Source organism: Pseudomonas sp. MDV22-iso1, assembly GCF_058145095.1.
Map to the genome: position 1 here is coordinate 185,288 of NZ_JBYVMF010000005.1, position 13,028 is coordinate 198,315.

General features: G+C 57.9%; 16 protein-coding genes. 1 reads left to right on the forward strand and 15 read right to left on the reverse strand.

Annotation, left to right across the window (positions count from 1 at the left end; all coding sequences use genetic code 11):
• Positions 1 to 95 precede the first annotated feature (95 nt).
• From AC3ZVB_RS08690 to AC3ZVB_RS08755, 14 genes are all read right to left on the reverse strand, one after another.
• Positions 96 to 734 (reverse strand): TetR/AcrR family transcriptional regulator, encoded by a 639-nt coding sequence (locus tag AC3ZVB_RS08690; protein ID WP_162436422.1) that lies wholly within the window; start codon positions 732 to 734, stop codon positions 96 to 98.
• Between the two features lie 342 nt (positions 735 to 1,076).
• A complete protein-coding gene (locus AC3ZVB_RS08695) occupies positions 1,077 to 1,862 on the reverse strand; it encodes a TatD family hydrolase (protein WP_490146310.1) in 786 nt (261 codons plus the stop codon).
• Between the two features lie 15 nt (positions 1,863 to 1,877).
• The gene (locus AC3ZVB_RS08700) at positions 1,878 to 2,234 is read right to left on the reverse strand and encodes a PilZ domain-containing protein (RefSeq protein WP_490146311.1); all 357 of its coding nucleotides are present in this window, start codon (positions 2,232 to 2,234) and stop codon (positions 1,878 to 1,880) included.
• A 42-nt stretch (positions 2,235 to 2,276) separates the two neighbouring features.
• Entirely contained in the window at positions 2,277 to 3,263 is a 987-nt protein-coding gene (locus AC3ZVB_RS08705) for a DNA polymerase III subunit delta' (RefSeq protein ID WP_490146312.1), read from the reverse strand.
• Complete coding sequence (gene tmk, locus AC3ZVB_RS08710; RefSeq protein WP_162436426.1) at positions 3,256 to 3,888, reverse strand: dTMP kinase; 633 nt, start codon at positions 3,886 to 3,888, stop codon at positions 3,256 to 3,258. Before tmk ends, AC3ZVB_RS08705 begins: the two co-directional genes overlap by 8 nt.
• A gap of 19 nt (positions 3,889 to 3,907) precedes the next feature.
• A complete protein-coding gene (mltG, locus tag AC3ZVB_RS08715) occupies positions 3,908 to 5,122 on the reverse strand; it encodes an endolytic transglycosylase MltG (protein ID WP_162436427.1) in 1,215 nt (404 codons plus the stop codon).
• A 3-nt stretch (positions 5,123 to 5,125) separates the two neighbouring features.
• On the reverse strand, positions 5,126 to 5,941 hold the full coding sequence (pabC, locus tag AC3ZVB_RS08720; RefSeq protein ID WP_490146357.1) for an aminodeoxychorismate lyase: 816 nt from the start codon (positions 5,939 to 5,941) through the stop codon (positions 5,126 to 5,128).
• Entirely contained in the window at positions 5,941 to 7,185 is a 1,245-nt protein-coding gene (gene fabF / locus AC3ZVB_RS08725) for a beta-ketoacyl-ACP synthase II (RefSeq protein ID WP_162436428.1), read from the reverse strand. The genes pabC and fabF overlap by 1 nt, the downstream gene beginning before the upstream one ends.
• 108 nt (positions 7,186 to 7,293) lie before the next feature.
• Positions 7,294 to 7,530: an acyl carrier protein gene (acpP, locus tag AC3ZVB_RS08730; protein ID WP_003175607.1), complete on the reverse strand. Its 237-nt coding sequence runs from the start codon at positions 7,528 to 7,530 to the stop codon at positions 7,294 to 7,296.
• A 191-nt stretch (positions 7,531 to 7,721) separates the two neighbouring features.
• Positions 7,722 to 8,465: a 3-oxoacyl-ACP reductase FabG gene (gene fabG / locus AC3ZVB_RS08735; RefSeq protein ID WP_162436429.1), complete on the reverse strand. Its 744-nt coding sequence runs from the start codon at positions 8,463 to 8,465 to the stop codon at positions 7,722 to 7,724.
• A 16-nt stretch (positions 8,466 to 8,481) separates the two neighbouring features.
• Positions 8,482 to 9,420: an ACP S-malonyltransferase gene (gene fabD / locus AC3ZVB_RS08740; RefSeq protein WP_162436430.1), complete on the reverse strand. Its 939-nt coding sequence runs from the start codon at positions 9,418 to 9,420 to the stop codon at positions 8,482 to 8,484.
• A 125-nt stretch (positions 9,421 to 9,545) separates the two neighbouring features.
• Positions 9,546 to 10,556 carry a phosphate acyltransferase PlsX gene (gene plsX, locus AC3ZVB_RS08745; protein WP_162436431.1) on the reverse strand — a complete coding sequence of 337 codons (1,011 nt, stop codon included), beginning with the start codon at positions 10,554 to 10,556 and terminating at the stop codon, positions 9,546 to 9,548.
• Between the two features lie 4 nt (positions 10,557 to 10,560).
• A complete protein-coding gene (rpmF, locus tag AC3ZVB_RS08750; RefSeq protein WP_008152339.1) occupies positions 10,561 to 10,743 on the reverse strand; it encodes a 50S ribosomal protein L32 in 183 nt (60 codons plus the stop codon).
• 13 nt (positions 10,744 to 10,756) lie between these two features.
• On the reverse strand, positions 10,757 to 11,284 hold the full coding sequence (locus AC3ZVB_RS08755; protein WP_004371317.1) for a YceD family protein: 528 nt from the start codon (positions 11,282 to 11,284) through the stop codon (positions 10,757 to 10,759).
• A gap of 105 nt (positions 11,285 to 11,389) precedes the next feature.
• Between AC3ZVB_RS08755 and AC3ZVB_RS08760 the strand changes: the two genes are divergently transcribed.
• Entirely contained in the window at positions 11,390 to 11,968 is a 579-nt protein-coding gene (locus AC3ZVB_RS08760) for a Maf family protein (protein ID WP_490146313.1), read from the forward strand.
• A 48-nt stretch (positions 11,969 to 12,016) separates the two neighbouring features.
• Here the strand turns inward: AC3ZVB_RS08760 and sppA are convergent, their stop codons facing one another.
• Positions 12,017 to 13,006: a signal peptide peptidase SppA gene (gene sppA, locus AC3ZVB_RS08765; protein ID WP_490146314.1), complete on the reverse strand. Its 990-nt coding sequence runs from the start codon at positions 13,004 to 13,006 to the stop codon at positions 12,017 to 12,019.
• Positions 13,007 to 13,028: the final 22 nt, after the last annotated feature.

The following is a 13,028-nucleotide window of genomic DNA, read 5'->3' on the forward strand; positions in this document are numbered from 1 at the left end:
CACAAATCAAGTTTTAGCAAGTCCCAAACCTGAGTATATTCCTGCGGTACTGCGCCATGTAGCAAAATCATGGCGCAATAAGGCGAATGAATGGCTCAGCTACCAGAAGTGTCGGGGTCGCGCTTGCGTTTGTTACCCATGCGCACACCGATGTCCATCAGGAACTGGAAGAAACCCTCCTGATCTTCCAGGACATTGCTCCAGAACGGCGAGTGATACAGCGCCACCGCGCCATGCACCAGCGCCCAGGAGGCGCAGTAATGGAAGTAAGGCGGCACGTCTTCGAGCTTGCCTTCGCTGATCCGGCCCTTGATCAGCAGGGTCAGACGTTCGAAGTTCGAGGCGCGGATCTTGTGCAACTCCTCGACCATCTCAGGCACCTGATTGCCCTTGACCACCTTTTCTTCCAGGCGATCGAACAATCGATAGCGTTGCGGATCGCGCATGCGGAATTCGAAGTAGGCGCGAGACAGCGCTTCCTTGTCCTTGTCGACATCAGCCGAATGCAACAGCTCGTTCAAATCACGCTCGTAATCGAGCATAAGGCGCAGGTAAATCTCGGCCTTGGATTTGAAGTGCTTGTAGATCGTGCCTTTGCCGATACCGACGGCATCAGCAATCATCTCGACGGTGACACTGTCTTCACCTTGTTCGAGGAACAGCTTGAGCGCGGTATCGAGAATTTCTTGCTCGCGGCGACGAAACTCACGGACCTTACGAGGTTCTTTATGCATAAGAAAAGGTCTGTAGGGGTCAAAATTCGAAGCCGCGTATTATGCCTAACTTGCGCAAAAATGCACGGATCATCCGACCATATCTATGTTTCTTGTAGATTTCCTGCAGGGTCGTACGTTGATGAGAACTCTTCCGAAGCGCCCGTATTCCAAAATTGTTTAAAAACCCGACGGGCTAAACTGGACTCGGCGCAATACTGATCAATACTTCAACTGTCGGCGGGACATCTCCCCCAAGTGTCGCGCTGATAAAGGTACCAACGGACCGCGTATCTTTGTTTTACTCCTAATGGTCTTAACCCGGATTCACCCCCCAGAACCCGGGTTTTTTTTGCCTGCGATTTAACCTTTCACGTGCGCCAGCGGAAACAGCCGCTTGAAATTTTCGGTCGTTTGCTCGGCAAATCGCTCGTAAGTCTCACCACGCAACATTGCCAGAAATTCCGCTACCTCACGCACGTATTGCGGCAGGTTCGGCTTGCCGCGATGCGGGATCGGCGCAAGGTAGGGAGAATCGGTTTCCACCAGCAAACGGTCTGCCGGGACCTTACTGGCCACAGCGCGCAGCGCGTCGGCATTGCGAAAAGTGACAATACCGGACAAGGAAATGTAATAGCCCATGTCCAATGCGGCTTTCGCCATGTCCCAGTCTTCGGTGAAACAATGCAGGACGCCCGCTTGCGGCAGCGCGGCTTCTCGCAGCAGGTTCAAGGTGTCGGCGCGTGCACCCCGGGTATGGATGATGACCGGCTTGCCGGTTTGCTGCGCCGCCTGCAGGTGCAGGCGGAACGACGCTTGCTGCAGTTCTGCCGCTTCCGGCTCGTAGTGATAGTCCAGACCGGTTTCCCCGATCGCGACCACACGTGGATGATTGAGCTCGCGCAACAGCCAATCGAGCGCTGGCGCGGCATCCGGCTGTACATCCAGCGGGTGCACGCCTACCGAACAATCGACGTCGTCATAGCGCTCAGCGAGCGCTTTGACGTCGGCGGCGTTGTCGACGCTGACACCGATACACAAAAAGTGTCCGACTCCGCGCTCGCGGGCCGCATCGAGTGCTGCATCCAGGGAGCCGTTGTGAGCGGCGAGGTCAAGGCGATCAAGGTGGCAATGGGAATCTACGAGCATAAAAAAGGCTGCAACTTACATCGTATGGGTGGGACGGTCGGATTTCAGGGCTCCGGCCAGGTGGGTTTCGATTCGATTTCGCGCCGTGTTGTCGCCGTCGTTGAACTGCACGCCAACACCGGCAGCCCGGTTGCCCTGGGCACCTTTGGGCGTGATCCAGGTGACCTTGCCGGCGACGGGGATTTTCTCGGCCTCATCCATCAGGTTGAGCAACATGAATACCTCATCGCCCAACTTGTAGCTTTTGTTGGTCGGGATAAACAGTCCACCATTCTTGATGAAGGGCATGTAGGCGGCGTACAGCACCGACTTGTCCTTGATGGTCAGGGACAGGATGCCGTTTCGCGGTCCAGAGTTGATGGGTTCATTCATGCTGACCTCCACTGCTGATGTTCAGAGTCTAGGCACACTCGATCACTTCTGGGTAGGCAAAGACGCCCATTGCACCAACAGCGCCTCGAGGAGCAACACCCGGTTGAGGTTAGCTTTGCTCATGACCTTCTGGCGCTGGGCAAGGATCCAGTCCTGAATATTCAGCACTTTATCCTGAGCGGACTTTTGCGCGAGGTACTGAATCACCTTACGCATGTCCACCAGCCCTAACCCTTCTTCATCCTGGGTCAACTGGTAGCGCAATATGAGGCTCGACCAGTCGCAGAACCAGTCGAACAACAGCAGCAAAGGAATCGCATTCCAGCCTTCCGCCAGTTGGGTCGGCGATTGCTGTTGCTTGAGGAGCTTCTTCACGCCATCGACCACCAGCGCCCGCTGCTCACGCACGCCTTGCGCCTGCAAGTTGACCGCCGCCAGGGGCGAACCCGCGGCCAGGGTCAGCAGTTCGACGCGCACTTCTTCGGAACAGTCCGGTAATGTCTTTGCCAGCCATGCAAGGCTCATGGCCTCACTGGGCAATGGGCACGCCTGCTGTACGCAGCGACTTTTGATGGTGGGCAACAGCCGACTGGTCTGGTGGCTGACGAGCAGCAACACGGTATCGCCCGAAGGCTCTTCGAGGCTTTTGAGCAAGGCGTTGGCGGCGTTGATGTTCATCGCCTCTACCGGCTCGATCAACACCACTTTGCGCCCGCCCATTTGCGCGGTCTGCACCACGAAGCTGACGAGATCACGAACCTGATCGACCTTGATCGCCTTATCGGCTTCTTCCGGTTCCAGGATGTAGTTGTCGGGATGACTGCCGGCCTTCAGCAACAGGCAGGATTTGCATTCGCCGCAAGCGTCCTGAGCACTGGGACGCTGGCACAGCAAACTGGCCATCAAACGTTCCGCCAGGGCGCGCTTGCCGATTCCCGCCGGACCATGCAGCAAGTAGGCGTGCGCATGTTGCTTGCGACCGGCCAATTGCTGCCAGAGTGCGTCCTGCCACGGATAGGCTTCAGCCACGGGTCAACTCCAGCAAGCGCGGCAGCAAGGCGTCCAGAGACTGCTGAACCTGCGCCAGCGGCTGGGCAGCATCGACGAGCACGTAACGCGCCGGGTCGGCTTCCGCGCGCTTGAGAAACGCACCGCGCACGGCATCGAAAAATGTGCGGCCTTCGAGCTCGAAGCGGTCGAGGCGTCCTCGAGCAGTTGCACGCGCCAGGCCGATTTCCACGGGCAGATCGAAAATCAACGTGATGTCCGGGCGCAGATCACCTTGAACGAACGTTTCCAGTGCCGCGATACGCTCAAGCGACAAGCCGCGCCCGCCGCCCTGGTAGGCATAGGTGGAATCAGTAAAGCGGTCACACAACACCACCGCGCCACGTGCCAACGCTGGACGTATCACCTCAGCCAGATGCTGGGCTCGCGCGGCGAACACCAACAGCAACTCTGTATCCGGGTGCATGACTTCGTCGACCGGCGCCAGCAACACGTCGCGGATTCGTTCAGCCAGCGGTGTACCGCCCGGCTCGCGGGTCAGTAAGACCTCAATGCCGGCGGCGCGCAAGCGCTCGGCCAGGTATTCACGATTCGTGCTTTTACCAGCGCCTTCGGGGCCTTCCAGGGTGATAAACAAGCCAGTCACAGGCAGTCCTTAATCAGTGTCATTGCGGGCTTTGCGGCGCAGTTGCATCCGGCTCGGAAGCGGGAGCAGGTACCGGTTCATTCGGTTCTACCTGCTGTGGCGCTTCTGGCGGCAATGCCTCGGGATCGGGATTGGGTGAAGCGGCGGGGATCGGAGCTTCACCCGCTGGCGTTTCAGCACTCTGCGTTTCTGGCCCTGAAGCTGGCGCCGGACTTGAACGGTAATCTGCGCGGCGCTTGATCTGGAACTCACGCACCGCGGTGTTGTGCGCATCCAGATCGTCAGAGAACACATGGCTGCCATCGCCACGCGCAACGAAATACAGACTGTTGCCGGCCACCGGATTCAACGCCGCATGGATCGCTTCGCGTCCGACCATTGCAATCGGAGTCGGCGGCAGACCCGAGATCACGTACGTATTGTAAGGCGTCGCTTCCTTGAGATGGGCGCGGGTCAACTTGCCACTGTAGCGGTCGCCAAGCCCGTAGATCACCGTCGGGTCCGTCTGCAACAGCATGCCCATGGCCATGCGCCGGACAAATACGCCGGCGATCTGCCCACGCTCTTGTGGCACACCGGTTTCCTTTTCCACCAGGGAGGCCATGATCAGCGCCTGATAAGGTTCGGTGTAAGGCACGTCAGCGGCGCGCTGCTCCCACTCCTTGGCGAGCACTTCGTCCAGGCGTTCATAGGCCGTCTTCAGCAGCTCGGCGTCGGACATTCCTCGAACGAAACGATAGGTATCAGGGAAAAAGCGCCCCTCCGGAAAGATCCCGGCGTGGCCGAGTTTTTCCATCACCTGGGCGTCGCTCAAACCATCGAGGGTCTGCTCGAGTTTTTCATCCTTGGCCAATGCCGCGCGAACCTGATGGAAGTTCCAGCCTTCAACCAGCGTCACGCTGTACTGGACAACTTCGCCGCGCTTCCACAGGTCGATCAACCCTTCTACGGTCATGCCGGGCAACATGCGGTATTCGCCACTGTGCAGGGGTTGTCGAGCGAGATTGAAGCGCCAATAGACGCGAAGCCAGAACGCGTCTTTGATAACGCCATCGGCTTCGAGTCGGTAAAGGGTACGGGTAGGTGTCGTGCCTTTTGGCACTTCCAGCATTTCTTCCTGGGTGATGTTCAGCGGCTGTTCCAGCGCCGAATGGATTTTCCAGGCAGAAGCGCCCAACAGCAGCCCTGCCAGAACCAATCCGGTTTCCAGCAGTAGCAAGAATTTACGTCTCACGAATCAAGCATCCAGTAGCGCGCGGGCAATGGTTTGGAGTTTACGGGTGAGCGGCCCAACCGGCCAGCTCAGTGCAGCGTAGGCACACACCGGCCAAATGCCATAAACGCTGTTGCAAACAAAGACTTCGTCAGCCCATTGCAGCTGTTCGAGGGTGATATCGGTGACTTGCGTAGGCATCCCCAATGACTCGGCTTGAAACAATAATTCGGCACGCATCACGCCGGCGACACCACAACGCTTGAGATCAGCGGTAATCAGTACACCATCACGCACCAGGAACAGGTTGCTGAACACACCCTCGATGACACGTCCGGCATGATCGAGCATCAGGCCTTCGGCATGCCCGGTGTCTTGCCATTCTGATCGCGCAATCACCTGCTCAAGGCGATTCAGGTGCTTGAGACCGGCGAGCAAAGGTTGTCTGGAGAGGCGAGTCACACAAGGGAATAGACGAATGCCCTGCTCGGCATTGTCGACCGGATAAGCTGGCGCAGCGCTGCCTTGCAGAATGCGTCGGCCTTGGGCCAAGGGATCAGCGGCGTAACCGCGCAAACCGTCGCCCCGGGTGAGGATAAACTTGAGCACGCCCTCGCCCAGCATCGCGGCAAAGGCCACCAGCTCCTCGCGAACCAGATCATGGTCGGTAGCGATGCGCAGACGCGAACAACCGTCCATCAGGCGCGACAGATGCCGATCCAGTAACAGAGGTTGTCCGCGTCGCACGGCAATGGTCTCAAACAGACCATCGCCGTAAGCCAGGCCGCGATCCTTCAGCGACAGAGCGTCAGCCGGCTGACCGTCGACCCAGCTGTCCATCATTCAGCGAACCGGCGGAACACCAGCGAGCCGTTGGTACCGCCAAACCCGAAGGAGTTGGACAGGACAACATCGATATCCATATTGCGCGCCGTGTGCGGCACAAAATCGAGGTCGCAACCTTCGTCCGGCTCATCGAGGTTGATGGTCGGCGGCGCTACCTGGCTGTTGATTGCCAGGACGCTGAAGATCGCCTCGACCGCACCCGCGGCGCCCAACAGGTGACCTGTCATGGACTTGGTCGAACTGACGGCCAGCTTGTAGGCGTGATCGCCGAACACCGACTTGATGGCACAAGCTTCCGCCAGGTCACCGGCCGAGGTCGAGGTACCATGGGCGTTGATGTACTGAACCTGATCGCCATTGATCTTGGCATCGCGCAGCGCATTGGTGATGCAACGGGCAGCACCCGCGCCGTCAGCCGGTGGCGACGTCATGTGGTAGGCATCGCCACTGGTGCCGAAACCGATCAGCTCGGCGTAGATCGTCGCACCACGGGCCTTGGCGTGTTCCAGTTCTTCCAGAACCAGAGCACCGGCACCGTCAGACAGCACGAAGCCGTCACGGCCCTTGTCCCACGGACGGCTGGCACGGGTCGGCTCGTCGTTGCGAGTCGACAGCGCACGAGAGGCACCGAAACCGCCCATGCCCAGACCGCACGCGGCCATCTCGGCGCCGCCGGCAATCATCACATCAGCTTCGTCGTACATGATGTTGCGCGCCGCCATGCCAATACAGTGAGTACCGGTGGTACAGGCCGTGGCAATAGCGTAGTTAGGCCCCTGTGCTCCAAGGTGGATGGACAGGAAGCCGGAAATCATATTGATGATCGAGCCAGGCACGAAAAACGGAGAAATCCGTCGTGGGCCGGAATCATGCAGTGTGCGGCTGGTTTCTTCGATATTGGTCAGGCCGCCAATACCCGAACCCATGGCTACGCCGATGCGTTCACGATTGGCATCAGTCACTTCCAGGCCGGCGTTGCGTACCGCCTGAAACCCTGCAGCCAGGCCGTATTGAATGAACAGGTCGAGCTTGCGTGCTTCCTTGACCGAAAGGTATTCCTCGACATTGAAGCCCTTTACCGAGCCGCCAAAACGGGTGGAATAGGCAGAAAGGTCGGTGTGTTCGATCAGACCAATGCCACTGCGGCCAGCCAGAATGCCCTGCCAACTGCTCGGCACATCCGTGCCCAGTGGCGACAACATACCCATACCGGTGACTACGACGCGTCTACGCGACACAGCACTCTCCTTTTTCAAATGACGACTTTGCATGAGGCCTAAAGAAAAAACCGCACGCCATGATGGCAGTGCGGTTTTTCCATGACAGCAAGCAACGATTACAAACTATTACGCCTGGTGGCTAGTAACGTAGTCGATTGCAGCTTGTACGGTAGTGATCTTCTCAGCTTCTTCGTCAGGGATTTCGGTCTCGAATTCCTCTTCCAGAGCCATCACCAGCTCAACGGTGTCAAGGGAGTCGGCACCCAGGTCTTCAACGAAGGAAGCAGTGTTGACCACTTCTTCTTCTTTAACGCCCAGTTGCTCAGCAACGATTTTCTTGACGCGCTCTTCGATGGTGCTCATACCTTGTTTTCACTCCTAATGGACAAATTCAGGCAGCTGGCCAGTGGGTAAGTGTATAGAAAGACTTTTCAGTTTTTCAACTGAAAGCTTCACTCCTCAAACCCGGTAGCCCTCTGCCTATAAATAGATTGCAGCTTTATAACGGATTTTAGACAGCTCGTATGACATTTTTTTGAAGCAACCCGTCACATTTAACTCATGTACATCCCGCCGTTCACCGGGATTGTAGCCCCAGTAACGTAAGCCGCACCGTCGGATGCAAGAAAAGCGACCACAGACGCGATCTCTTGTGCTTGTCCCAGACGGCCCAGCGGAATTTGTGTTACCAGGCTTTCACGCTGTGCCTCGGGCAGCTCGCGCGTCATATCGGTGTCGATGAACCCAGGGGCCACCGAGTTTACCGTAATCGAACGCGAACCGACCTCACGGGCCAGTGCACGGCTGAAACCTTCCAGACCGGCCTTGGCTGCGGCGTAGTTTACTTGGCCTGCGTTGCCCATGGCACCCACAACCGAGCCAATACTGATAATTCGTCCCCAACGGGCCTTGGTCATACCGCGCAAAACACCCTTGGACAGGCGGAACAGACTGTTCAGGTTGGTATCGACGACGTCATGCCATTCGTCATCTTTCATGCGCATCATCAAATTATCGCGGGTGATACCGGCATTATTGACCAGGATCGCCGGCGCACCGAATTGCGCCTGAATGCTTGCCAACACTGCCGCGACAGATTCGTCGCTCGTGACATTGAGCTCCAGTCCAGTGCCTTGAACACCGTTTTCTTTCAGGGTAGCGGCAATGCGTTCAGCACCCGACGCGGAGGTCGCGGTGCCAACAACGATGGCGCCCTGACGACCCAGTTCCAGGGCGATAGCCTGGCCGATACCGCGGCTTGCGCCGGTGACCAATGCAACTTTACCTTGCAGACTCATGCAAGTTTCTCCTGATTCAGGCCAGCGCTGCACGGGCGGCAGCGAAAGCATCTGGGGTATTGAGGTTGGATGTCGACACGCCTTCTGCGCAACGCTTGTTCAGACCGGCCAGCACTTTGCCAGGCCCGCATTCGACCAGCTGGGTTGCGCCTTGGGCGGCGAGTGCCTGGACCGATTCGACCCAGCGCACAGGCTTGTAGAGTTGTTCCAGCAGATCGCGTTTCAGTGTTTCCAGATCGGCCGGCACGCTGGCGCTGACGTTCTGAACCACAGGAATCTGGGGCGCTTGCCAGTCGATCGCTGCGATTGACTCGGCGAAACGTTCGGCTGCCGGACGCATCAACTCGCAATGGGACGGCACACTGACCGGCAATGGCATGGCGCGCTTGGCACCACGCGCCTTGCATCCTTCAATGGCACGCTCAACCGCCGCCTTGGCGCCCGCGATGACCACTTGGCCAGGGGAGTTGAAGTTGACCGCGCTGACTACGTCGCCTTGCGCCGCTTCGGCACAGGCCGCCAGTACATCGGCATCTTCCAGACCAAGGATCGCAGCCATGCCGCCCTGCCCGGCCGGAACGGCTTCCTGCATCAGCTTGCCACGGGTTTCGACCAGTTTGACCGCATCACCGAGGCTCAGGCTGCCGGCCGCCACCAAGGCGCTGTATTCGCCAAGGCTGTGACCGGCCACATAAGACGGACGCGCGCCGCCTTCTGCCAGCCAGAGACGCCACAAGGCGATCGAGGCGGTCAGGATGGCCGGCTGGGTTTTATCGGTTTGATTGAGTTGCTCTTCCGGCCCTTGCTGGGTCAGCACCCATAGGTCGTAACCCAGAGCATCGGAAGCTTCTTTGAATGTTTCAAGGACAACTGGATGTTGTGCGCCCAACTCGGCCAGCATGCCGAGGGACTGCGAACCCTGTCCTGGAAAGACGAATGCGAGGGAAGCAGACATGTAACAAGCCCCTAATGATCTTGTCGTCGAAGAATTGACGTCCCGCCTGGGGGACGCAAGAAACTGACAGTTGGATGGCCAATTGAACTGAGCGGTCACATTTAAGCATTGTCCGACGAAAACGCCTAAAGCAACAAATCCTCCAGACGACCGTGTATGCGTTCAGGGAGATTTTCCTGGATTTCAATCAGCGCTCGGGAAATCGCACTTTGAAAACCTTGAACCCCCGCCGACCCATGGCTTTTCACCACGATCCCCTGCAGTCCCAGAAAACTGGCACCGTTATGTCGCGCCGGAGCCAGGTCGGCCTGCAGGCGCCTCATCAGGGGCAACGCCAGTGCGCCGACCATTCGTGACGCGATATTTTTCTTGAACAGGGCTTCGATGCGCCCCGAAATCATGGTCGCGAGGCCTTCGCTCGACTTGAGCAGGATATTGCCGACAAATCCGTCACACACGACCACATCCGCTTCGCCACGGTACAAGCCGTCACCCTCGATAAAGCCGATGTAGTTGATGCCACGGGCAGCCTGCAGCAAGGTCGCTGCCAGCTTGACCTGCTGATTGCCCTTGATGTCCTCGGTGCCGATGTTCAACAGCGCAACACGTGGACGAACAATACCCAGGGCTTGCGCCGCAACCGACCCCATCACAGCGAACTGCAACAGATGCTCGGCGCTGCAATCGACGTTAGCCCCCAGATCGAGCAACTGGCAATAACCTTTCTGCGTCGGAATTGCCGCCACCATCGCCGGTCGATCGATACCCGGCAACGTTTTCAGCACAAAGCGCGACAACGCCATCAGCGCACCGGTATTACCCGCACTGACGCAAGCCTGCACCTTGCCATCCCGCAACAGTTCCAGCGCCACGCGCATCGACGAGTCCGGCTTGCCGCGCAATGCCTGGGCGGGCTTCTCGTCCATGGTGATGACTTCGGAGGCCGGTGTAATTGACAGGCGCGCGCGATCCACAGCCGAATGACCGGAGAGCAACTCTTCTAAGAGGGAGGGTTGACCGACGAGGGTCAGGTGCAGCGAGGGTGTAGCAGACAGGCAAGCAAGGCTGGCCTGAACAATGCTGCGGGGACCGAAGTCCCCGCCCATTGCGTCAATCGCGATGACTTGAGCAGACAAGTGATTACTCGTCAGCGCCCTTGTCGATCACTTTACGGCCACGGTATACGCCTTCTGGCGATACGTGGTGACGCAGGTGAATTTCACCGGTGGTTTTTTCTACAGACAGAGTGCTTGCCGTCAGGGCATCGTGCGAACGACGCATGTCACGGGCAGAGCGGGATTTTTTGTTCTGCTGAACAGCCATAATTGATTAACTCCTAAACGTTTGGGTCACGCTTTAACTGCGCCAATACACTGAACGGGTTGGACCGCGTTACCTCGTCCTCGCTCGGTTCGGGCTCATCGAGACCCGCCGGCTGCTGGCATTCTTCCGGATGATGAGCAGGCACAATGGGCAAGGCGAGCAAAAGCTCCTCCTCGATCAGTGACTGCAGATCCAATGGATCTTCGCCCAGTTCCAGCACGTCATAACCTTTCGGCAACGACTGGGTATTCGCACCCTCCTTCACCACAGCATAACTGCATTCGCTATGGATCGGCAGGGTGACCAGCTCAAGACAACGCTGGCAAACCATTTTGACCTCGGTGTCGATAAAGCTGTGAATTACCACAGATTTACGTTCATCTCGTTCAAAAACGAATTTAGCCTGCACCGTACCGACAGTATCGGAAAGCGGGTCGCAGAGTCTCTCCAAATCGGCCAGCAGCAGTTCACCTTGAAGGGTGGTGCCACGGTCAGCCAATTTGCGCGGGTCAACGTGAGGTGGAATCGGGTCATTCAACATAGGCGCAGCATTATAGGGATGCACCCAGCCATGTCAAAGGAAATTCAGCCCTGTCCGTCACTTGGAAGCCTCGCTAGAATTCGCGCCTGACTTTTGGAGTTGCGCATGCTGCCTTTATTACTCGCTTCCAGCTCGGTTTATCGCCGGGAATTGCTGACCCGCTTGCAGCTGCCCTTCACCTGCAGCTCGCCGGATATCGACGAAAGCCATCGTTCGGGTGAGTCCGCCATAGCGCTGGTGAAGCGACTCGCCACGGAGAAAGCCCAGGCACTTGCGCAGAGCCATCCCGCTCATCTGATTATCGGCTCCGACCAGGTAGCCGTCCTCGGCGAACACATTATCGGCAAGCCCCATACCTTTGATAAGGCCCGGGAACAACTGCTGGCCTGCAGCGGTAAAAGCGTGACCTTCCTGACGGGCGTGGCCCTGCTCAACAGTCAAACCGGGGTTTGCCAGGTCGACTGCGTGCCTTTCACCGTCCACATGCGCACACTCGACAGCGAACGCGTCGAGCGTTATCTGCACGCCGAGCAGCCCTACGACTGCGCTGGCAGCTTCAAAGCGGAAGGATTGGGGGTGAGCCTGTTCAGAAGCACTGAAGGCCCGGACGCCACCAGCCTGATCGGCCTGCCACTGATTCGCCTGATCGACATGCTGCTCGCTGAAAGTGTGCAGATTCCCTGACTTAAAAAAACCGGCCACTTGGGCCGGTTTTTTTATGCACTCAAACAATCAGCGCAGCGACGGACCCTGAAAACCCATCCACATTGCCAATTGCTCAGCCACGCTGGCACCGAGCTTTTTCGAGAAGCGATCGAACGGTGACTCCTGAACGGTAAAGTCGACCAGTTCTTTCTCACCGATCACATCACGCGCAACCGAACTGGCGCTGCCCAGACCATCAATCAAGCCGAGCGGCAAAGCCTGCTCACCAGACCAGACCAACCCGGAGAACAACTCCGGATGATCCTTGTCTTTCAGACGATCGCCCCGCCCCTTCTTCACGCTACCAATGAATTGCTGGTGCGTCGTATCAAGCACACCCTGCCAGAATTGAGTTTCCTCAGGCTTCTGGGGCTGGAACGGATCAAGGAAAGATTTGTGCTCGCCGGACGTGTAGGTACGCCGCTCGACACCCAGCTTCTCCATGGTGCCGACAAAGCCATACCCGGCCGCCGTAACACCAATGGAGCCCACCAGACTCGCCTTGTCGGCATAAATCTGATCCGCAGCACTGGCGATGTAATACGCACCAGAAGCGCCAAGATCGGATATCACCGCGTAAACCTTGGTGTCCGGATGCAGCGCACGCAAACGACCGATCTCGTCATAGACGTAACCCGACTGCACCGGACTGCCACCCGGGCTGTTGATTCGCAGGATCACACCCTTGACCTTTTCATCCTCGAAGGCTGCACGCAGGCTGCCCACGATGTTGTCGGCGCTGGCGGGCTCCTTGTCGGCGATCACGCCGGTCACGTCGATCAGCGCCGTGTAATGAGAACCGCGCGTCGCGCTTTTTTCCATGTCCATCAGCGGCGTAAACAGAATCAACGCGCCAAACAGATACACGAAGGTCAGCAGCTTGAAGAAAATCCCCCAGCGACGGGACCGACGCTGCTCCTGGACACTTGCCAGCAGGGTCTTTTCCAGCAGCTTCCAGCTTTTTTCGTCACCGCTCTCTGCGCTCGACTTTTCGGGCGCTTTCCATTCGTCGGTCATGACCACCACCCCAGCAAAAAAC